16 protein-coding genes are annotated in these 20,186 nt (G+C 59.3%); 5 read left to right on the forward strand and 11 right to left on the reverse strand.

Annotation, left to right across the window (positions count from 1 at the left end; all coding sequences use genetic code 11):
* Positions 1–5: 5 nt before the first annotated feature.
* Positions 6–1,193 (reverse strand): efflux RND transporter periplasmic adaptor subunit, encoded by a 1,188-nt coding sequence (locus ACM6JQ_RS11240; RefSeq protein ID WP_414893789.1) that lies wholly within the window; start codon positions 1,191–1,193, stop codon positions 6–8.
* Between the two features lie 49 nt (positions 1,194–1,242).
* A complete protein-coding gene (locus tag ACM6JQ_RS11245) occupies positions 1,243–2,490 on the reverse strand; it encodes a TolC family protein (RefSeq protein WP_414893790.1) in 1,248 nt (415 codons plus the stop codon).
* A gap of 536 nt (positions 2,491–3,026) precedes the next feature.
* Here ACM6JQ_RS11245 and ACM6JQ_RS11250 point away from each other — a divergent pair.
* Positions 3,027–3,701, forward strand: coding sequence for a heavy metal response regulator transcription factor (locus ACM6JQ_RS11250; protein WP_414893791.1), 675 nt, complete (start codon positions 3,027–3,029; stop codon positions 3,699–3,701).
* Positions 3,698–5,131: a heavy metal sensor histidine kinase gene (locus ACM6JQ_RS11255; protein ID WP_007920163.1), complete on the forward strand. Its 1,434-nt coding sequence runs from the start codon at positions 3,698–3,700 to the stop codon at positions 5,129–5,131. Before ACM6JQ_RS11250 ends, ACM6JQ_RS11255 begins: the two co-directional genes overlap by 4 nt.
* A gap of 263 nt (positions 5,132–5,394) precedes the next feature.
* On the opposite strand, the gene ACM6JQ_RS11260 is transcribed toward ACM6JQ_RS11255, so the two are convergent.
* From ACM6JQ_RS11260 to ACM6JQ_RS11285, 6 genes are read right to left on the reverse strand one after another with little or no spacing between them, the layout of a single operon-like run.
* On the reverse strand, positions 5,395–7,137 hold the full coding sequence (locus ACM6JQ_RS11260) for an ABC transporter substrate-binding protein (RefSeq protein WP_064389298.1): 1,743 nt from the start codon (positions 7,135–7,137) through the stop codon (positions 5,395–5,397).
* Positions 7,138–7,184: 47 nt separating this feature from the next.
* A complete protein-coding gene (locus ACM6JQ_RS11265; RefSeq protein WP_007912485.1) occupies positions 7,185–7,457 on the reverse strand; it encodes a DUF2160 domain-containing protein in 273 nt (90 codons plus the stop codon).
* A gap of 10 nt (positions 7,458–7,467) precedes the next feature.
* Entirely contained in the window at positions 7,468–8,268 is an 801-nt protein-coding gene (locus ACM6JQ_RS11270) for a carbohydrate ABC transporter permease (RefSeq protein WP_003192012.1), read from the reverse strand.
* A 9-nt stretch (positions 8,269–8,277) separates the two neighbouring features.
* Positions 8,278–9,144, reverse strand: coding sequence for a carbohydrate ABC transporter permease (locus tag ACM6JQ_RS11275; protein ID WP_007912484.1), 867 nt, complete (start codon positions 9,142–9,144; stop codon positions 8,278–8,280).
* Positions 9,141–10,250 (reverse strand): ABC transporter ATP-binding protein, encoded by a 1,110-nt coding sequence (locus ACM6JQ_RS11280; RefSeq protein ID WP_007912482.1) that lies wholly within the window; start codon positions 10,248–10,250, stop codon positions 9,141–9,143. Before ACM6JQ_RS11280 ends, ACM6JQ_RS11275 begins: the two co-directional genes overlap by 4 nt.
* The gene (locus ACM6JQ_RS11285) at positions 10,250–11,344 is read right to left on the reverse strand and encodes an ABC transporter ATP-binding protein (RefSeq protein WP_095113697.1); all 1,095 of its coding nucleotides are present in this window, start codon (positions 11,342–11,344) and stop codon (positions 10,250–10,252) included. The genes ACM6JQ_RS11280 and ACM6JQ_RS11285 overlap by 1 nt, the downstream gene beginning before the upstream one ends.
* Before the next feature lie 257 nt (positions 11,345–11,601).
* On the opposite strand from ACM6JQ_RS11285, the gene ACM6JQ_RS11290 reads away from it, so the two are divergent.
* The gene (locus tag ACM6JQ_RS11290) at positions 11,602–13,440 is read left to right on the forward strand and encodes a sigma-54-dependent Fis family transcriptional regulator (RefSeq protein WP_414893792.1); all 1,839 of its coding nucleotides are present in this window, start codon (positions 11,602–11,604) and stop codon (positions 13,438–13,440) included.
* 189 nt (positions 13,441–13,629) lie between these two features.
* Here ACM6JQ_RS11290 and ACM6JQ_RS11295 read toward each other — a convergent pair whose 3' ends face one another.
* The 3 genes from ACM6JQ_RS11295 to ACM6JQ_RS11305 form a co-directional block, all read right to left on the reverse strand.
* Positions 13,630–14,847, reverse strand: a complete 1,218-nt coding sequence (locus ACM6JQ_RS11295; RefSeq protein ID WP_414893793.1) for an MFS transporter — start codon at positions 14,845–14,847, stop codon at positions 13,630–13,632.
* A 451-nt stretch (positions 14,848–15,298) separates the two neighbouring features.
* Positions 15,299–16,681, reverse strand: coding sequence for a cysteine--tRNA ligase (cysS, locus tag ACM6JQ_RS11300; protein ID WP_007912474.1), 1,383 nt, complete (start codon positions 16,679–16,681; stop codon positions 15,299–15,301).
* Positions 16,682–16,702: 21 nt separating this feature from the next.
* The gene (locus ACM6JQ_RS11305) at positions 16,703–18,400 is read right to left on the reverse strand and encodes a glutamine--tRNA ligase/YqeY domain fusion protein (RefSeq protein ID WP_123376214.1); all 1,698 of its coding nucleotides are present in this window, start codon (positions 18,398–18,400) and stop codon (positions 16,703–16,705) included.
* 250 nt (positions 18,401–18,650) lie between these two features.
* On the opposite strand from ACM6JQ_RS11305, the gene ACM6JQ_RS11310 reads away from it, so the two are divergent.
* Positions 18,651–19,157: a peptidylprolyl isomerase gene (locus ACM6JQ_RS11310; RefSeq protein ID WP_007912469.1), complete on the forward strand. Its 507-nt coding sequence runs from the start codon at positions 18,651–18,653 to the stop codon at positions 19,155–19,157.
* Complete coding sequence (lpxH, locus tag ACM6JQ_RS11315; RefSeq protein WP_007912467.1) at positions 19,154–19,900, forward strand: UDP-2,3-diacylglucosamine diphosphatase; 747 nt, start codon at positions 19,154–19,156, stop codon at positions 19,898–19,900. The genes ACM6JQ_RS11310 and lpxH overlap by 4 nt, the downstream gene beginning before the upstream one ends.
* Positions 19,901–20,186 lie beyond the last annotated feature (286 nt).

The following is a 20,186-nucleotide window of genomic DNA, read 5'->3' on the forward strand; positions in this document are numbered from 1 at the left end:
CAGAATTAATGACTGTGCTCGGCTGAGGCTTTGCCCAGTTCCGATTTGAGGACGAAGCTGCCGGCGCTGGCGACTTGCGCGCCCGGTTCCAGCCCTTGAGTAATTTCCACATAGCCGGCGGCACGGCTGCCCAGCTCAACCGCGCGCGCTTCGAAACCGTCGTCGGTACGCACGAACACCGTGGATTTGTCCTCGACGGTCTGGATCGCGGTTTCCGGCACGGCGACTTTCGCTTCGCGGCTGTCGGTCGCCACCAGCGCGGTGACGAACAGACCGGGGCGCCACGAGCCTTGTGGATTTTCCAGGGTGACGCGGACGGTCGCGGTGCGGGTTTGTTCGCCGAGCAAGCTGCCGACGTAAGCCACGCTGCCGACCACTTCTGCGTTCAACTCCGGGGCGCTGACGGTGACCGCTTTGCCTACTTGAACCTTGTTCAAATCCTTCGGTGACACGCCGAACGTCACCCACACTCGCGACAGATCCGAGAGGGTAAACGCCGCTGTACTTTCATCAACGACTTCCCCCGGCGTCAGATGTTTTTCCACAACCACGCCGTCGAACGGTGCGCGCAATTCGTAGCGGTTGCCGCCAGTGGCGACCACGCTGCCGCTGAGCACGCTGATCTTTTGCCGCGCATTGCTCACGGCGATTTCCGCTTCCTGCAACGCCTGGCGCGCCTGGAGGAAATCCTGCTCGGCGGAGATCTTGTCCTGCCACAGCTTTTTCTCGCGCTCATAGGTGGTGCGCGCCAGGGCCAGGCGACGTTGCGCGGCGGCCTGTTCGCTGCGTTGATCGGAGATCTGCTGACTGGCGATCACCGCCAGCAACTGGCCCTTCTTCACGGTTTGCCCGAGGTTGACCGCCACCGACTCGACCACGCCCGGAACGCGCGGCACGACGTGGGCGGTGCGGTCTTCGTCGAAGCGCACTTCGCCGGGGAATGGCAGGCCGCGGCTGATGTTTTGCGCCCGAGCTTCGGCGAGTTGAATACCGGCAGCCGTGATCTGCTCGGCGCTCAATTCGATGTGCCCTTCTTCGGCATGTTCAGCCGCTGCACCTTCTTCGGCGTGATCGGCATGCTCAGAAGTCTCGTCGGCATGCGCGTCGATGCTTGCGTTACCTGACCACTGCGAGCCGATACCAATGCCCAGCGCCAACGTCGCCACCGCGACCACCATCAGTTTTTTATCCATGGAAACTCCTCTGCGCCGAGCCATCGCGCAGTTGTCTGAAAAATGAAATTCAACGGCTGACGCTGAGGTCGCCAAAAATTCGTTCGATGCGTACGCGGGCGTCGGTAGCTTCGCTGACGGCCTGGATGTACTGGCTACGAGCGCTGATCAATGTTCGTTGCGCATCGAGCACATCGAGAAAGCCGAACTTGCCCATTTCGAAACCGCGCGTGGCGCTGTCGACCGCACTTTGCGCGGCGGGCAGGATGATCTGGTTGAACGCGGTGACTTCGCCGTTGGCGGTCTGCCATTGCTCGAGACTGGTCTGGATTTCCGTGCGCAAACGCAACTCGGTGGCGTTGCGCAGATCCCGTGCCTGATCGGTTCGGCGGGCGGCCGCGAGGACGTTGCCCTGATTGCGGTTGAACAGCGGAATCGGCATCGACAGCCCGACCACGTTGACCCGCTCGCGCTCGGTTTCGCTGTATTGGCTGCCGATGCTCACGGTGAGATCGGGGATGCGCTGGGACTTTTCCAGGCCCAGCGATGCTTCGCGCTGATCGATCTGCAACTTGGCCAGACGCAGTTCGGCGGTTTCGTTCAGACGCTCGAGCAATCTTGTCGGTGGTGGAACGGCCGGCATGCTTTGCGTGGGCGCCTGCACCTTGGTCGAGGTCGGTAGAGGCGCGCCCATGACCTGCGCCAATTGTTGGTACGCGGTGGCCTGATCACGTTCGGCGCGGCTCAGTTCAAGGCGCACTTCCGAGAGCTGCACTTGCGCCCGCGTGCCCTCGACCGGCGACGATTTACCCGCCTCGATCCGCCCTTGCGCCACGCGCACTCCGTGCTCGGCCAATTGCAGGGATTGCCGGGACAGCTGCAAACGCTGCTGCGCGGTTTGCGCACTGTTGAACGCCTGAATCACATCGGCACGCAAGGCATTGTGTTTGCGCTCCAATTCAATCCCGGCGGCATCTTGCGCGCGGCTGGCAACGTCGATCCGTGCGCCGCGCTTGCCACCCAGTTCGATCGGCTGACTGAGCATCACCGTGGTTGTGCGCGACTCGCGGCGAGTGTCTTCGGCTTCCCACGACACTTCGGGGTTGGGGATCAGGCCGGCCTGTTGGCGGTCACCTTCGGCGATGCCGATTTCCCATTGCGCAGCGGCCAGTTCCGGGTTGCCGGCGAAGGCACTTTGCAGGGCTTGCTCCAGCGTCAGGGTCGCTGCGTTCGCAAGGCTGGTACAGGCCAACAACAGGATGCCGCTGGCGGTTTTTTTCAGGCGTGATCGCGCCGTCAGTTCTATTAAACCGGGCAATGGAAGACTTCCTTTATTGAAGAATCTCGGATGCCGCCACGGTAGGGTTTTGAACTTATCGACAAGGTGACTGGAACATTACAAATCCGTTATCCACGGTTTGCCGAAGTTGTTTTGTTCTAGGATGCGAAGTGCAAATGGTTTTATCGAAATACATCGAAACAAAAACACGGTAGTTATCTGCTGAATTACACTTGCCGGAATCAAACTGATGGGAATTTTATGGTTTGTGCTGCGACCGACTGTCGCAGAGCACCGTTTTAAAGCGCTTGGTGGTTGACCCTGTAGCCACTACAACCTTTATCGTCCGGACTTCCCCTCACCCCAGCCCTCTCCCAGAGGGAGAGGGAGCCGACCGAGATGTCTGGCGTTATATATCGACCTGTTACATCTAGTCGATTATGGATTCAGTAATGTTTTTTCACGTCGGCGTAGTTCTGAAATATCCCGCATTCAGTCCCCTCTCCCCCCGGGAGAGGGCTAGGGTGAGGGGCCTTTTTAATTAAATACCCATTAAATAAAAGTGGTGAAAGATCATGCGAATCCTTGTCGTCGAGGACGAGCTTAAAGCTGCCGAATACTTGCATCAGGGTTTGACCGAAAGTGGTTATGTCGTTGACCACGCGGCCACTGGCGCCGATGGCTTGCATCTGGCGCAACAACAGGCCTATGACCTGATTATTCTCGATGTGAACCTGCCGGAACTCGACGGCTGGGGCGTGCTGGAACAACTGCGTCGCACCCTTTCGACGCGGGTGATGATGCTCACCGCGCGCGGGCGTCTGGCGGACAAGATTCGTGGTCTTGATCTGGGCGCTGACGATTATCTGGTCAAGCCGTTCGAGTTCCCCGAACTGCTGGCGCGGGTGCGCACCTTGATGCGTCGCAGTGAAAACATCCCGGTGCCGCAGGTGCTGAAAGTCGCCGATCTGGAACTCGATCCGGGCCGCCATCGCGCGTTTCGAGGCGCGCAGCGTATTGACCTGACCACCAAGGAGTTCGCCCTGCTGCATCTGCTGATGCGTCAGTCCGGCGAAGTGCTGACGCGCACACAAATTATCTCGCTGGTGTGGGACATGAATTTCGACTGCGACACCAATGTCGTTGAGGTGTCGATCCGTCGCTTGCGGGCGAAGATTGACGACCCGTTCGACAGCAAACTGATTCACACCCTGCGCGGTGTCGGCTATGTGCTGGAGGCACGGGAATGAAGCCCTCCAGCCTGTCGATGCGCCTAGGTTTGACGGTGAGTATTCTTGGCGCGCTATTGGTGGTGTTCCTCGCGATCCTTGCCTATTTCGCGTTGACCCATGAGCTGAATTCGCTTGCCAGAGACAGCCTGGAAAAGAAGATGGCGCAGGTCGAACACAGCCTGTCGTTGTACGTCGATGCCAATGAAATCACCGGCAAGCCGCATATTCTGCTCGATCAGGTGATGGGGCATGACAACCTCACGCTGACCATTTATGACCGCCTCAATCAGCGCTCGCCGCTGCTCAAATCCGGCTCGGGATTGAGCGATCCGCGCGTCGAATTGAAAGCGGTGCGCGCCACCACCGATCAACTGACTTACAGCGACAGCACCGACGCGGAAGGCAAGAAATTCCTCACCGCCTCGAAACTGATTCGCCTCAAGGACAGCAGCAGCGTGCCGGTGCTGCTGTCAGTGGATAACGCCCACGATGAGGCTCTGCTCAGCGCCTATCTGCGCTCAACGCTGATTGCCTTGCCGTTGTTGCTGGTGTTTATCGGTCTGACCGCTTGGGGTGCGGTGCAGCGTGGCTTGGCGCCGTTGCGCGAGTTTCGCAAGGTCGCGGCGATGGTCTCGACCCAGGATCTGGAACACCGGCTGTCCGTGGTGAACATGCCGCAGGAGTTGAGCGAATTGGCGCAAGGCATCAACTTCATGCTGCATCGGCTCGATGCAGGAGTGCAGCAGTTGTCGCAGTTCTCCGATGACCTGGCGCATGAGCTGCGCACGCCGATCAACAACCTGATGGGCAAAGCGCAGGTGACCTTGTCCCGCGAGCGCACGACCGAGGAATACAAGGACGTGCTGGTGTCGTGCACCGAGGAACTGGAGCGCGTGGCGCGGATTGTCTCGGACATGTTGTTTCTCGCGCAGGTCAGTCATCCGTCGGCGCTGGCGCCGTTTGAATCGGTGGCGCTGGAGGACGAGGCGGCGAAGGTCGCTGAGATGTTTTCGCTGTCGGCGCAGGATAAGAACATTCACTTGAATGTCGTTGGCAGTGCGACGGTAATGGGCGATCGGCTGATGATTCAGCGGGCAATTTCCAATCTGTTGTCGAATGCGCTGCGCCACTGCCCGAACGGGAAAACCGTGACGTTGCTGATCGAACAAGGTGCGACCCAGGCCTCCCTGTTGGTCAGCAACCCCGGTGCCGGGATCGAGGCGCAACACCTGCCACATCTGTTCGACCGCTTCTACCGTGTCGACAGCAGCCGCTCGCGCTCGCAGGGCAGCACCGGGCTGGGCCTGGCGATCGTGCGCTCGATCATGAGCCTGCATCAGGGTGTAGCGGAGGTTAAGAGCTTGCCGGGGGCGATGACCGTGTTCCGGCTCGGGTTTCCTTCGGTGCCGCCAACGGCCTCTTCGCTTGCAGGCAAGCTCCCACAGTGATTTGCGGCGTGCCCGGAGTTTGTGAACATCACAGAAAACTGTGGGAGCCTGGCTTGCCAGCGATGGCGGCGGGTCGGTCGATATCAATGTTGAATGTCAGATCGAATCGCTGGCAAGCCAGCTCCCACAGTGATCTGCGGCGTGCCCGGAGTTTGTGAACATCACAGAAACCTGTGGGAGCTTGCCTGCAAGCGAAAGCGGTAGATCAGGCAGCAAAAAAAAACGGCACCTTCCGGTGCCGTTCGCCTTTCACAGTTCCACTATCACTTACGCGCATCCGCCCACGATTTCAGCAGTTCGTTGTAGCTCACGGTCTCGCCTTTCGGCTTCTCGTTGGCCAGTTTCGGTTTCGGTGCGCCCGGTTGATCAAACCAGTACTGAGCATCGCGCTCCGGATTCATCTTCGGTGCACAAACCGCCTGGGCTTTGGAGCGTTCCAGACGCGTCATGATCGCGTCCTGATCCTTGGCCAAGCCATCCAGCGCCTGTTGCGGGGTCTTCTCGCCGCTGGCCGCTTCGGCGATGTGGCTCCACCACAGTTGCGCCAAACGCGGGTAGTCCGGCACGTTGGTGCCGGTCGGGGTCCATTGCACGCGGGCCGGGCTGCGGTAGAACTCGACCAGGCCACCGAGTTTCGGCGCCAGATCGGTCATCGCCTGCGAGTTGATGTCCGACTCGCGAATCGGCGTCAGGCCAACGATGGTTTTCTTCAGCGACACGGTTTTCGAGGTCACAAACTGCGCGTACAGCCAAGCCGCGAGTTTCTGCTTTTCAGGCGTGGATTTCATGAACGTCCACGAACCCACGTCCTGATAACCGAGCTTCATGCCCTCCTCCCAATACGGCCCGCGCGGCGATGGCGCCATGCGCCATTTCGGCGTGCCGTCGGCGTTGACCACCGGCAGGCCCGGTTTGGTCATGTCGGCGGTGAACGCGGTGTACCAGAAGATCTGCTGAGCAATGTTGCCCTGCGACGGCACCGGGCCCGACTCGGAGAAGGTCATGCCCGCCGCTTCCGGTGGCGCGTACTTCTTCAACCAGTCGACATACTTGGTGGTGGCGAACACCGCGGCCGGGCCGTTGGTATCGCCGCCACGGGTCACACTGGAGCCGACCGGATGGCAATCCTCAACACGAATCCCCCACTCGTCCACCGGCAAGCCGTTGGGAATGCCCTTGTCGCCGCCGCCGGCCATGGAGAACCAGGCATCGGTGAAACGCCAGCCCAGCGACGGGTCTTTCTTGCCGTAGTCCATGTGCCCGTACACACGTTTGCCGTCGATTTCCTTGACGTCTTCGCTGAAGAATTTGGCGATGTCTTCATAGGCCGACCAGTTCACCGGCACGCCCAATTCGTAGCCGTATTTTTCCTTGAACTTGGCTTTCAGATCGGCACGCTCGAACCAGTCGGCGCGGAACCAGTAGAGGTTGGCGAATTGCTGGTCGGGCAATTGATAGATCTTGCCGTCCGGCGCGGTGGTGAACGAGATGCCGATGAAGTCCTTGATATCGAGCGTCGGCGAAGTGAAGTTCTTGCCTTCGTTGGCCATCAGGTCGGTGATCGATTCGGTCTTGCCGTAGCGAAAGTGCGTACCGATCAGGTCCGAGTCGTTGACCCAGCCGTCATAGATGTTCTTGTCGGACTGCATCACCGTCTGCATTTTCTCGACCACGTCGCCTTCTTGCAGCAGGTCGTGGGTGAGTTTGATCCCGGTGATTTCGCTGAAGGCCTTGGCCAGCACTTTCGACTCGTATTCGTGGGTGGTCAGGGTCTCGGAAACGACCTTGATGTCCATGCCGCGAAACGGCTCGGCGGCCTTGATGAACCACTTCAGTTCTTCGAGTTGCTGCTCGGCCGTCAGGGTCGACGGTTTGAATTCACTGCCGATCCATTTTTTCGCCGCGTCCTCGTAGGCATCGGCCCAGGCCGATGCGCTCAAACCGCTGAGTGCCAGCATGGCTGCCAATGAAATGCTATGTCGCAGCTTATTGTTTTTGTCGAACATAGAGACCTCCTGTTTAAGTTGTGGAGCCGCATTGCCGAACGACTCGACTAGCCCCAACGCATCACAGCCAACAGCCACACCAGGGACAACGCGGACGCCACCCAGATGCTCCAGTCGGTGGCGCCGATCACCAGCAAATGCAGGTAGGCGCTGCCGAGAAGACCGATAAACAAGCGATCGCCACGGGTGGTGGCAATCGGCAGAAAACCTCGCCGCAGGATGCTCGGCGAGCGCAATTCCCAAGTGGTCATGCCGACCAGAATCAGGCCGATGACGATGAAGAATGCTGCGGTAGGCGTGGTCCAGCTCATCCATTCCATCATCAGCTCCTCAGACCCGACCGAGGGCAAAGCCCTTGGCCACGTGGTTGCGAACAAACCAGATCACCAGCATGCCCGGCAGAATGGTCAACACCCCCGCCGCTGCCAGCACGCCCCAATCGATACCCGACGCCGACACCGTGCGCGTCATCACCGCCGCAATCGGCTTGGCGTTTACCGAGGTCAACGTGCGCGCGAGCAGCAGTTCGACCCAGGAAAACATGAAGCAGAAAAACGCCGTGACACCGATGCCGGAGCCGATCAGCGGGATGAAAATCTTCACGAAGAACTTGGGAAAACTGTAGCCGTCGATGTAGGCGGTTTCGTCGATTTCTTTTGGAACGCCAGACATGAAGCCTTCGAGAATCCACACCGCCAATGGCACGTTAAACAGGCAATGCGCCAAGGCCACGGCAATGTGCGTATCGAACAGCCCAATCGACGAATACAACTGGAAAAACGGCAGCAGAAACACCGCCGGCGGCGCCATGCGGTTGGTCAGCAGCCAGAAAAACAGGTGCTTGTCGCCGAGAAAACGGTAGCGCGAAAACGCATACGCCGCCGGCAACGCCACGCTCAGCGAGATCACCGTGTTCAGGCTGACGTAATACAGCGAGTTCAGATATCCGGTGTACCAGCTCGGATCGGTGAAGATCACCTTGTAGTTCGCCAGCGTGAAGTCCTGTGGGAAAAGTGTGAGGCCACCAAGGATTTCGGTGTTGCTCTTGAACGACATGTTCAGCAGCCAGTAGATCGGCACCAGCAGGAACAGGATGTACACCAGCAATGGAATCAGCTTTCTCTTGCTCATGGCCGGGCCTCAGCGGTTGGCGTCGGAGTGCGTCATGGCGGTGTAAAACAGCCAGGACACCAACAGGATGATCAGGAAGTACACCAGCGAAAACGCCGCTGCCGGACCGAGGTCGAATTGCCCTACGGCCATCTGGGTCAACGTCTGACTCAGGAAGGTCGTGGCATTGCCCGGCCCGCCGCCGGTGAGCACGAACGGCTCGGTGTAGATCATGAAACTGTCCATAAACCGCAGCATCACCGCGATCAGCAGCACGCTCTTCAGTTTGGGCAATTGGATATGGCGGAACACCGCCCAGGCCGAGGCCCGGTCGATCCGCGCGGCCTGGTAATACACGTCGGGAATCGCCCGCAACCCGGAGAAACACAACAGCGCCACCAGCGAAGTCCAGTGCCAGACGTCCATCACCAGCACTGTCACCCAGGCGTCCATGGTGTTGGCCGCATAGTTGTAGCTGATGCCCATCGCGTTGAGGCTCGAACCCAACAGACCGATGTCGGCACGGCCGAAGATCTGCCAGATGGTGCCGACCACGTTCCACGGGATCAGCAACGGAATCGCCAGAATGATCAGCACCACCGACGACCAGCGGCCCTTGGTCGGCATGGTCAGCGCAACGGCAATGCCCAGCGGAATTTCGATCAGCAACACACACGCGGAGTAGATGAACTGGCGCAGTAATGAGTCGTGCAAACGTGGATCGAGCAGCACTTGTTTGTACCAGTCGGCGCCGACGAAGTAGCGGCTGGACTGGTCGAAGATGTCCTGCACCGAGTAGTTGACCACGGTCATCATCGGGATCACCGCACTGAATGCCACCAGCAGGAACACCGGCAACACCAGCCACCAGGCCTTGTTGTTCTGCACCTTGTTCATGGCTGCACCTCATCGTCGGCTTCGAGCAGAAATTCATCGGCATAAACCATCAACCACTGCGCCGGGAAACTGATGTACGCCGTGCCCTGCGGCACCGGTTTGTCTTCGGCCAGTCGCACTTTCAACGGCGCGCCATCGAGGTCGAGGGTCATGATCTTGTAGGTGCCGAGGTCTTCGACGTGTACGACCCTGGCCTGCATCGCGTCATCAAACGGCTCGTCCCAGACATGAATAAACTCCGGGCGGATGCCGACCTTCAGATTTTTCCACTGACCGTGTTCGATATGGCGCTGCATGGCGTCGGACAACGGCAGGTGCGTCGAGGCGAAACCGACGCCGCCGGGCTGCGGCTGCACCTCGATCAGGTTCATCCCGGGGCTGCCGATGAAATAGCCGACAAAGGTGTGGCTCGGCCGCTCGAACAATTCCCGTGGCGTGCCGAACTGGACGATCTGACCGCCGTACATCACCGCAATCTTGTCGGCGAAGGTCGAGGCCTCCAGTTGATCGTGGGTCACGTAGACCATGGTGATGTTGAACTGCTCGTGGATCTGCTTGAGCTTGCGCCGCAGTTTCCACTTCAGGTGCGGGTCGATCACCGTCAGCGGTTCATCGAAGAGGATCGCCGAGACATCGTCACGCACCAGACCACGGCCCATCGAGACTTTCTGTTTTTCGTCGGCGGTGAGGTTGCGCGCCTTTTTGCTCAAGAGGTTTTGCAGGTCGAGCACTTCGGCAATTTCCTGCACCTTGCTGTGCACTTTCGCCTCGGCCATGCCCTGATTGCGCAGGGGGAAAGCCAGGTTATCGAACACGGTCATGGTGTCGTAGACCACCGGAAACTGGAAAACCTGGGCGATGTTGCGCTTCTCCGGCGTCAGGTCGTTGACCGCTTTACCGTCGAACAACACATGCCCCTGCGAAGGGCTGAGCAGGCCGGAGATGATGTTGAGCAAAGTTGATTTGCCGCAACCCGACGGCCCGAGCAAGGCGTAAGCGCCGCCCTGTTCCCAGACGTGATCCATCTCGCGGATCGCGTAATCCTCGGCGCCGCTGGGGGTTTTGCTGTAGCTGTGGGCGAGGTGCTGCAAACGGATTTCGGCCATCAGGCAACCCTCGCGACACGCCGGCCCGGTGCTTGCACCAGACGGCCCTGCGCATCGAAAACGAACAGTTTGTGAGTCGGGATGTAAATTCGGATTGGCGCATCGACGTCGTATTCGTGAACGCCGGGCAAGTGCAGCACCAGCAGGAAATGCTCGTTGCGCACATGCAGGAAGGTTTCCGAACCGCTGATCTCGGCGACTTCGACGGTGACTGCCAGTTCGAGGTCGTCATCGTTGCTCGGCACCAGCGAGATGTGGCTGGGGCGCACGCCAAAGCGGAACGCGCCCTCGCCCACCGGGCGCAGATCGACGTTCAACGGGAAGTGTACGAAGTTGGCAAAACTCACTTCGTTACCGGCAATGCGCCCGGGCATCAGGTTGATCGGCGGTTCGGAGAACAATTCGGCGGCGAGCACGGTTTGCGGCTGGTGATAGACCGAAGTCGACGGGCCGCTCTGAATCACCCGGCCTTCGTGAAGAATCGTCGTGGTGCCGCCGAGTGCCAGCGCTTCGTTGGGTTCGGTGGTGGCGTAGATCGCGATGGTGTGGCGCGCCTTGAACAGCTCGCGCATTTCCTGACGCAGTTCTTCGCGCAGTTTGTAGTCGAGGTTGACCAGCGGCTCATCGAACAGGATCAGCTCGGCGTCCTTGACCAACGCGCGGGCCATGGCCGTGCGCTGCTGTTGACCGCCGGACAGCTCCAGCGGATAGCGCTGCAGAAACTTCTCGATGCGCAGCATCTTCGCAGTTTCCTGCACTTTGCTATGGATGATCTCTTTCGAGACACCGGCCTGCCGCAGCGGCGAGGCGATGTTCTCGAACACGGTCATGGTCGGGTAGTTGATGAACTGCTGATAAACCATCGACACGTTGCGCAAACGCACCGGGCGCTGGGTGACGTCGACGCCGTTCATCAGGATGCGACCGCTGTCGGGCTTATCGAGCCCGGCCATTAAACGCATGAGGCTGGTTTTGCCGGACAGGGTGCGGCCGAGCAAAACGTTGAACGAACCGGGTTCGAATTTCAGGCACGCATCGTCGATCCAGGTCTGGCCCTCGACGGTACGGCTGACGTGCTCCAGGGTGAGTGACATGGCTCGGCCTTTTTATTATTGGAGTCAATCGACCTGTGCACGGGAGCGAGTTTCGTGCCAAAGATACTAAGTGATTGATTTGACGCGAAAATCGGTGAAAGCGTGGGGAAACGGCGTTCATTGCTGAACACATTTGAACAGTTGACCGATTGACAATGAACAATAGTGAACAACACTCTATGAACGCTTTTTGCGAACCGATCCCCCTGTAGGATCGAATAACAATAATAAGAATGCTGCATCAGAGGCTGACTGCCATGGCCGCACTTGCCCCGCCGCTGTCCCACGACGCGATCGTCCAGACGTCCTGGCAACGTTGTCGCGCGTTCGGTCTCGACCACCAAAGCACGCCGGCCTTCGATCAACTGCCCGCCGCCGGCATTGCGCAGTTGCTCGACAGCCATCATTCACTGGTGCAGACCACGCACCAGGAAGTCCTGCCCTACTACGAAAACATCCTCAGCAACTCCAACTGCCTGATCATGCTCGCTGACAATCAGGGCCAGGTGCTGACCTCGTGGGGCACGCAACGCTTTATCGAGCCGAATCTGGCCCGGGGCTTTCAGGCCGGGGCGAGCTGGATGGAGCGCTGCAGCGGCACCAATGCGATCGGCACGGCACTGGCGTGTGAGCAAGCGGTGCACATTGAACACGATGAACACTTTCTGAAAGCCAACCGCTTCATGACCGGGTCCGCCGCGCCGATTTTCGACGCCGAGCGCAAGGTGATCGCGGTGCTCGACGTGTCCAGCGACAGCTATCTGCCGCCCTCACACACCCTGGGCATGGTCAAGATGATGAGCCAGACCGTGGAGAACCGGCTGATCCTCAACCTGTTCCATGGCCAGCATTTTCAACTGACCTTCAACACCGGGTTGAACAACCTCGACAGTCAGTGGGCCGGGTTGTTGATCTTTGATGAGAGCGGTCAGGTGCTGTCGGCCAATCGGCGGGCCGACAATCTGCTCGGCGTGCGGTTGTCGCGGGTCAGCGTTGAGAGCCTGTTCAAAGTGTCGCTGCTGGAATTGATCAACCAGCCGGACGGCTTGCCGTTTGCCTTGCAGACCTCTGGGCGCAACCGATTCCAGTGTTTGTTGAAGCGGCCGAAACAGGCGTCAATTCAGCCGCGCGTTTTTGCTGCCGAACCCAAAACCGCCGCGCCCACCGCGATCAGCCTCAACACCCTGCACTTCGGCGACAGTCGCGTGGAAAAAGCCGTGCGGCAGGCTGAGCGGTTACTGGAGAAAGACATTCCGCTGCTGATCCATGGCGAAACCGGGGTCGGCAAAGAGGTCTTCGTCAAAGCCCTGCACCAGGCCAGCTCACGGAGCAAACAGGCGTTCATTGCCGTCAATTGTGCGGCGATCCCCGCCGAGCTGGTCGAGTCCGAGTTATTTGGCTACGAGAAAGGCGCGTTCACCGGCGCGAATCAGAAAGGCAGCATCGGGCTGATTCGCAAGGCGGACAAAGGCACGCTGTTTCTCGACGAGATTGGCGATATGCCGTTGCCGACGCAGGCGCGGTTGTTGCGGGTGTTGCAGGAGCGCTGCGTGCAACCGGTGGGCAGTAGCGAATTGTTCCCGGTGGATTTGCGGATTATTTCGGCGACTAACCGTTCTCTGCGTGAACAAGTGCAATTGGGGCGGTTTCGTGAGGATTTGTATTACCGCATTGGTGGACTGACGCTGGAACTGCCGCCGCTGAGGGAGCGCAGTGACAAGGAGGCGTTGTTTAAGCGATTGTGGGAACAGCATCGTGAACCGACGCAGTGGGCGGGGTTGAGCCAGGAAGTGCTGGAGCTGTTCAGCCGTCATCCGTGGCCGGGGAATTTGCGTCAGGTCAGTAGTGTGATGCAGGTGGCGTTGGCGATGGCTGAGGAACAGCCGGTGAGGCTGGAGCATTTGCCGGATGATTTTTTTGTGGATCTGGAGATGGAGCCGGTTGAGAGCGCGGCGCCGTTGGGGCTGGATTTGAATGATGTGGAAGCGTTGAACCGGGAGTTGAAGGCTTCCGGGGGCAATATTTCGCATCTGGCGCGACGTTTGGGTGTTAGCCGCAATACGCTCTATAAACGGTTGCGGCAGATTGAAGGTTGAGTGAACCCCTTCCCCTCATCGGAACGCCGCCCGCCCATCCCTCTCCCGGAGGTAGAGGGAGCCGACCGAGGTGTCTGGCGTTGTACATCGACCTGAAACACCCGGTCGATTATGGATTCGGCACAGCACGTTCAGGTCGGCGTATCTCTTGAACATCCCCCAATCAGTCCCCTCTCCTGGGGGAGAGGGCTAGGGTGAGGGCGAAAGTTCTGGCTCAACATGCGCAACCGAAGCCGCCTCCAATGTGCGCAACCCCACCAGCACAACCCCCACCATCATCAATCCCGCACCAATAGCCACCGCAAATCCCGCGCGCGCGCCGAAGGCATCAATAACCAACCCTGCCAGCATGCCGCCGAGCGCAACACCAACGCTGATACCGGTAGTCATCCATGTCAGCCCCTCCGTGATCCGCGACGGAGGAATAATGATCGTCCCCATTTTCATCACCACGACCATCGTCGGCGCAAATGAGATGCCCGCGATAAACAGCGCCGCTGTCAGCACATAAACATCCGTTGCAAAAACAGGCAGTACACCGGTGAACGCCGTGACCAATATCCCGATCAGGAACTGTTTTTCGATCGCCAGCGAAACCCTCATCGCACCGAACGTCAGGCCCGCCACCAATGAACCAAACGCATAGGCTGCGAGGATGAAGGTTGCGGAGGCTGGCCAGCCCTGCGCATTGGCGAAGGCCACAACGGCGACATCGATTGCTCCACCAATAACCCCCATCGCCAACAACGCGAGGACAATGGTGCGCACGCCGGGAATCAGCAGGGTTGAGCCGCTATGGCTGGCGTGGCCCACAACAACCTTGGGTTCAGTCTCGCGTTGCAGGAGAAACGCCGTCACCCCGACGGCCAGCAGCCCGACCGCGACCAATGGCCCGGCTTCAGCGAAAAAGCTCACGCTCAAACCGATCGCCAGCGGCGGACCGACGATGTAGGCCATTTCGGTGAGGACCGTGTCCAGCGAAAACGCCGTGTGCAGTTGCGGCTTGCCCCGGAACAATTGCGACCATCGCGCGCGGATCATCGACGGCATGCTCGGCATCGTCCCCGCCAGTGCCGCCAGCACAAACAGCAGTGCGGCTGGCGCGCGCAAGTAGACGGCGATGATCAGTGCCAGCAACATGACAATGCTGAACGCCGTGACTATGGGCAGCACGCGGCTCTGGCCATGTCGATCGACCAGTTTCGAGATGTGCGGGCCGAGCAGCGCGTTGGCCAGGGTGAATGTACCGGCGACTGTGCCGGCCAGCCAGTACACACCGGTTTGCTGCACGAGCATGGTGATGATGCCGATGCCGATCATTGCCTGTGGCAATCGGGCGATGGAACTCGCGAGCACTAGCCCGGTGGCGCCGGGGGTCGTTAGCAGTTCGCGATAGTGATTGGCCATGGTGTTTCCCTTAGATGATCGTCGCTGATCAGCATCCTGCTGAACGCGTTGCCGACATCAAGACCTACGCGAACGTCAAAAGCAACCCTCACCCCAGCCCTCTCCCGGAGGGAGAGGGAGCCGACCGCGGTATCTGGCGTTGTACATCGACCTGAAAGACCGAGTCGATTATGGATTCGGAGAAAAACTTTCAATTCGGCGTATCTCTTGAGCATCCCCCATTCAGTCCCCTCTCCCCGAGGGAGCTGACCGAGGTGTCTGGCGTTGTACATCGACCTGAAAAAACCAGTCGATTATGGATTCAAAGCAGCACGTTCAAGTCGGCGTATTTCCTGAGCATCACCCATTCGGTCCCCTCTCCCCCTGGGAGAGGGTTAGGGTGAGGGGCTTTTCTTGCGCCCAAACAAAAACCCGCACAAGGCGGGTTTTGTTTTGAAGCCAAACACATCGATCAGTCAGCCAAACGCCAGGTAGTCCCACCCTTACCGTCTTCCAACACAACACCCATCGCCGTCAGCTGATCACGAATCCGATCGGACTCAGCCCAATCCTTACCCGCACGTGCCGCCAGACGCGCCGCAATCAACGCATCAACCTCAGCCGCATCGACACGCCCTTCAGCGCCCGCCTGCAGGAAGTCATCCGCTTCCAACTGCAACACACCCAGCACACTCGCCAGCTCTTTCAGACGCGCCGCCAGACCTGCCGCTGCATCAAGATCGCTCTCGCGCAGACGGTTGATCTCACGCACCATCTCGAACAGCACGGCACAGGCTTCCGGCGTACCGAAGTCGTCGTTCATCACCGCAGTGAAGCGTTCAACAAACGCTTCGCCGCCAGCAGGCGCCACAGTCGGCAGGCCTTTCAACGCGTGATAGAAACGCTCCAGAGCGCCTTTGGCGTCCTTGAGGTTGTCTTCCGAGTAGTTGATCGCGCTGCGGTAGTGGCTCGACACCAGCAGGTAACGCACGACCTCAGGGTGGTACTTTTCCAGCACGTCGCGAATGGTGAAGAAGTTGTTCAAGGACTTGGACATCTTCTCGCCATTGATGCGAATCATGCCGCAATGCATCCACGCATTGGCGTAGGTCTTGCCGGTGGCCGCTTCGCTCTGGGCGATTTCGTTTTCGTGGTGCGGGAACTCAAGATCGCTGCCGCCGCCATGAATGTCGAAGGTCTCGCCGAGGCAGCAGGTGGACATCACCGAGCACTCGATGTGCCAGCCCGGACGCCCGGCGCCCCACGGCGATTCCCAGCTTGGCTCGCCCGGTTTGGCGGCTTTCCACAGGACGAAGTCAAGCGGGTCCTGTTTCGACTCGTCGACTTCGATGCGGGCGCCGATGCGCAGGTCTTCGATTTTCTTGCGCGACAGTTTGCCGTAGCCCATGAATTTGGCGACGCGGTAGTACACGTCGCCATTGCCCGGAGCGTAGGCGTAGCCCTTGTCGATCAAGGTCTGGATCATCGCGTGCATGCCCGGAATATGATCCGTGGCGCGCGGCTCCATGTCCGGCTTCTTGATGTTCAGGCGCGCTTCGTCTTCGTGCATCGCGGCGATCATGCGCTCGGTCAACGCTTCGAACGATTCACCGTTCTCGTTGGCGCGATTGATGATCTTGTCGTCGATGTCGGTGATGTTGCGCACGTAGGTCAGGTCGTAACCGCTGAACCGCAACCAGCGGGTCACCAGGTCGAACGCGACCATGCTGCGGCCGTGGCCGAGGTGGCAGTAGTCGTACACGGTCATCCCGCAGACGTACATGCGCACCTTGTTGCCATCCAGCGGCTTGAAGACTTCTTTGCTCTTGGTGAGCGTGTTGTAGATCGTTAGCACGTTATTTCCTTTGACGCTGAATCACTGGCCCCACGAATCACGCAGGGTCACGGTACGGTTGAATACCGGCTGACCTGGTTTCGAGTCCTTCAAATCCGCGACGAAGTAGCCTTCGCGCTCGAACTGGAACCGGTCTTCCGGCTGTGCATTGCCAAGCGATGGCTCAGCACGACAACCGGTGAGTACCTGCAGCGAATCAGGGTTGATGTTGTCGAGGAAACTCGCGCTGTCTTCAGCCTTCTCAGGGTTGGCCGAACGGAACAGGCGATCGTACAGACGCACTTCGCACTCGACGCTGGCCGCGGCCGGCACCCAGTGGATCACGCCTTTGACCTTGCGGCCTTCAGGGTTCTTGCCGAGGGTTTCCGGATCGTACGAGCAACGCAGTTCGACGATGTTGCCATCGGCGTCCTTGATCGCTTCGTCGGCACGGATCACGTAGCTGCCGCGCAGACGCACTTCACCGGCCGGTTCCAGGCGCTTGTAGCCCTTCGGTGGCTCTTCCATGAAGTCGTCACGGTCGATGTAGATTTCCCGAGCGAATGGCAGCGCGCGTACGCCCATGTCTTCTTTCGGGTGGCGCGGCAGTTCGAGGTTTTCGACCTGGCCTTCCGGGTAGTTGGTGATGACGACTTTCAGCGGACGCAGCACGCACATGGCGCGTGGCGCGGTGTGATCGAGGTCGTCACGGATGCTGAATTCGAGCATGCCGAAGTCAACCACGCCATCGGAACGGTTGGTGCCGACCATTTCGCAGAAGTTGCGGATCGACTTCGGCGTGTAGCCACGGCGGCGGAAACCCGACAGCGTGGACATGCGCGGATCGTCCCAGCCGTTGACGTGCTTTTCATCGACCAGTTGCTTGAGCTTGCGCTTGCTGGTGATGGTGTAGTTGAGGTTCAGACGGCTGAACTCGTACTGACGCGGGTGCGCCGGCACTGGCAAGGCGTCGAGGAACCACTCGTACAGCGGACGATGGCTTTCGAATTCCAGGGTGCAGATCGAGTGGGTGATGCCTTCGATGGCGTCCGACTGACCGTGGGTGAAGTCGTAGTTCGGGTAGATGCACCACTTGTCACCGGTCTGGTGGTGATGCGCGTGACGGATGCGATACATGATCGGATCACGCAGGTTCATGTTCGGCGAGGCCATATCGATTTTGGCACGCAGCACGCGGGCGCCGTCCGGAAACTCACCGGCACGCATGCGCGCAAACCAGTCGAGGTTTTCTTCTACCGAACGGTCGCGGAACGGGCTGTTCTTGCCCGGCTCGGTCAGGCTGCCACGGTACTCCTTGGCCTGCTCCGGGGTCAGGTCGTCGACGTAGGCCTTGCCGGCCTTGATCAGCTCGACGGCCCAATCGTGCAACTGGTCGAAATACTGCGAGGCGTAGCGCACTTCGCCGGACCACTCAAAGCCCAGCCATTTGACGTCGGCTTCGATCGCGTCGATGTATTCCTGATCTTCCTTGGCCGGGTTGGTGTCGTCGAAACGCAGGTGCGTGACGCCGCCGAACTCCTGGGCCAGGCCGAAGTTCACGCAGATCGACTTGGCGTGGCCGATGTGCAGGTAGCCGTTGGGCTCCGGCGGGAAACGGGTGACGATCTGGGTGTGCTTGCCCGAGTCCAGGTCTGCCTGGATGATCGGCCGCAGGAAATTGACCGGCACGGCAGGGCCGGACTTGGCATTCGAGGTAGGGTCGACAGTGGGCTTGCTCATAGGATCCTTGACTTACATGTGCGCGGCCGCAGAGGGGGCCAGACAAAACAAAGCCGCTATCATAGCCGATGCTGTCAAGGGGCTGACAGAGCACGGCCTATAAAGGAGCGCATTTAATCGCAGGGATTTGGAAAAACTGCCTCGAAATTCGCGCCTGTCACGCTAAACTGCGCACCTTGGCCGATGGGCTGAACCGGTAACGGGTCGAAATGTCCCATTACCCACGAATTCCTTATAAAGAGTAGCGATCATGACTCAAGTCAAACTGACCACCAACTACGGCGACATCGTCATCGAACTGGACGCGGAAAAAGCGCCGATCACCGCTGCCAACTTCCTCGAATACGTTAAAAACGGTCACTACGAGAACGTGGTATTCCACCGCGTGATCAAGGGCTTCATGATCCAGGGCGGCGGTTTCGAGCCTGGCATGCAAGAAAAGAAAGACAAGCGCCCAAGCATCCAGAACGAAGCCGACAACGGCCTGAAGAACGAGAAGTACACCCTGGCCATGGCTCGCACCATGGACCCGCATTCGGCCTCGGCGCAGTTCTTCATCAACGCCACCAACAACAGCTTCCTCAACCACACCGCCAAGACCGCTCAGGGCTGGGGCTACGCCGTATTCGGTAAAGTGGTTGCCGGCACTGATGTCGTCGACAAGATCGAAGGCGTTGCCACTACCTCCAAGGCCGGTCACCAGGACGTGCCAAAAGACGACGTGATCATCGAGAAAGCCGAGATCATCGAAGCGTGATATTGCTGATTTCAGACTTGCATCTGGAAGAGGAGCGCCCGGACATTACCCGGGCGTTTCTGGATTTGCTCGCCGGACGCGCCCGCTCGGCGAGTGCGCTGTACATTCTCGGCGACTTCTTCGAAGCGTGGATTGGCGACGACGCCATGACGCCCTTCCAGCGTTCCATCTGCCAGGCCCTGCGCGAACTCAGCGACAGTGGCACGGCGATTTTTCTGATGCACGGCAATCGCGACTTCATGCTTGGCAAGGCCTTCTGTAAACAGGCTGGCTGCACCTTGCTGAAGGATCCGAGTGTCGTGCAGTTTTACGGCGAGCCGGTGCTGTTGATGCACGGCGACAGCCTCTGCACCCGCGACGTCGGCTATATGAAGCTGCGGCGTTATCTGCGTAATCCGATCACGCTGTTCATCCTGCGTAACCTGCCCTTGAGCAGCCGCCACAAACTGGCGCGCAAGCTGCGCAGCGAAAGCAAGGCACAGACGCGGATGAAGGCCAATGACATTGTCGATGTCACGCCTGAAGAGATTCCGCGGATCATGCAGGAATTTGGCGTGAAAACCCTGATCCACGGGCACACCCATCGCCCGGCGATTCACAAGCTGCAGCTCGGTGAGCAGGCGGCGAAGCGGATTGTGTTGGGGGATTGGGATCGGCAGGGTTGGGCGTTGCAGGTGGATGAAAGCGGTTACGCATTGGCGCCGTTCGACTTCGCTCCGCCGCTGGCTTTGCCGCACGGCTAAAAGCTTTCCCCCCTCACCCCAGCCCTCTCCCCCAAGGGGGCGAGGGGGAAAGGGAGCCGATCTCTATGCTTTTCAAAACCTGAGTTCGACTCGGTATTGCAAGTCGGTGTACCTCAAACAATCAACTCGGTCAGTCCCCTCTACCCTAGTGAGCGAGGGGATATGGGAGCCGATCTCTGTGCTTTTCAAACCTGAGTTCGACTCGGTATTGCAAGTCGGTGTATGTTAACGCGTGACCTAAATCATACCCAAAACGCGCGATAAACCCGACCCATTCCGGTCCACC

It is taken from the genome of Pseudomonas sp. IT-232MI5, from assembly GCF_949767845.1.
Taxonomy (GTDB): Bacteria; Pseudomonadota; Gammaproteobacteria; order Pseudomonadales; family Pseudomonadaceae; genus Aquipseudomonas.

Bases quoted from the DNA above. Each gene is read 5' to 3' on its own strand.
- ACM6JQ_RS11280 (WP_007912482.1), bottom strand. From the start codon at position 10,250: ATGGCCGAAATCCGTTTGCAGCACCTCGCCCACAGCTACAGCAAAACC.
- ACM6JQ_RS11295 (WP_414893793.1), bottom strand. From the start codon at position 14,847: ATGGCCAATCACTATCGCGAACTGCTAACGACCCCCGGCGCCACCGGG.
- ACM6JQ_RS11240 (WP_414893789.1), bottom strand. From the start codon at position 1,193: ATGGATAAAAAACTGATGGTGGTCGCGGTGGCGACGTTGGCGCTGGGC.
- ACM6JQ_RS11270 (WP_003192012.1), bottom strand. From the start codon at position 8,268: ATGAGCAAGAGAAAGCTGATTCCATTGCTGGTGTACATCCTGTTCCTG.
- ACM6JQ_RS11265 (WP_007912485.1), bottom strand. From the start codon at position 7,457: ATGGAATGGATGAGCTGGACCACGCCTACCGCAGCATTCTTCATCGTC.
- ACM6JQ_RS11255 (WP_007920163.1), top strand. From the start codon at position 3,698: ATGAAGCCCTCCAGCCTGTCGATGCGCCTAGGTTTGACGGTGAGTATT.
- ACM6JQ_RS11250 (WP_414893791.1), top strand. From the start codon at position 3,027: ATGCGAATCCTTGTCGTCGAGGACGAGCTTAAAGCTGCCGAATACTTG.
- ACM6JQ_RS11275 (WP_007912484.1), bottom strand. From the start codon at position 9,144: ATGAACAAGGTGCAGAACAACAAGGCCTGGTGGCTGGTGTTGCCGGTG.
- ACM6JQ_RS11285 (WP_095113697.1), bottom strand. From the start codon at position 11,344: ATGTCACTCACCCTGGAGCACGTCAGCCGTACCGTCGAGGGCCAGACC.
- ACM6JQ_RS11290 (WP_414893792.1), top strand. From the start codon at position 11,602: ATGGCCGCACTTGCCCCGCCGCTGTCCCACGACGCGATCGTCCAGACG.
- ACM6JQ_RS11260 (WP_064389298.1), bottom strand. From the start codon at position 7,137: ATGTTCGACAAAAACAATAAGCTGCGACATAGCATTTCATTGGCAGCC.
- ACM6JQ_RS11310 (WP_007912469.1), top strand. From the start codon at position 18,651: ATGACTCAAGTCAAACTGACCACCAACTACGGCGACATCGTCATCGAA.
- ACM6JQ_RS11305 (WP_123376214.1), bottom strand. From the start codon at position 18,400: ATGAGCAAGCCCACTGTCGACCCTACCTCGAATGCCAAGTCCGGCCCT.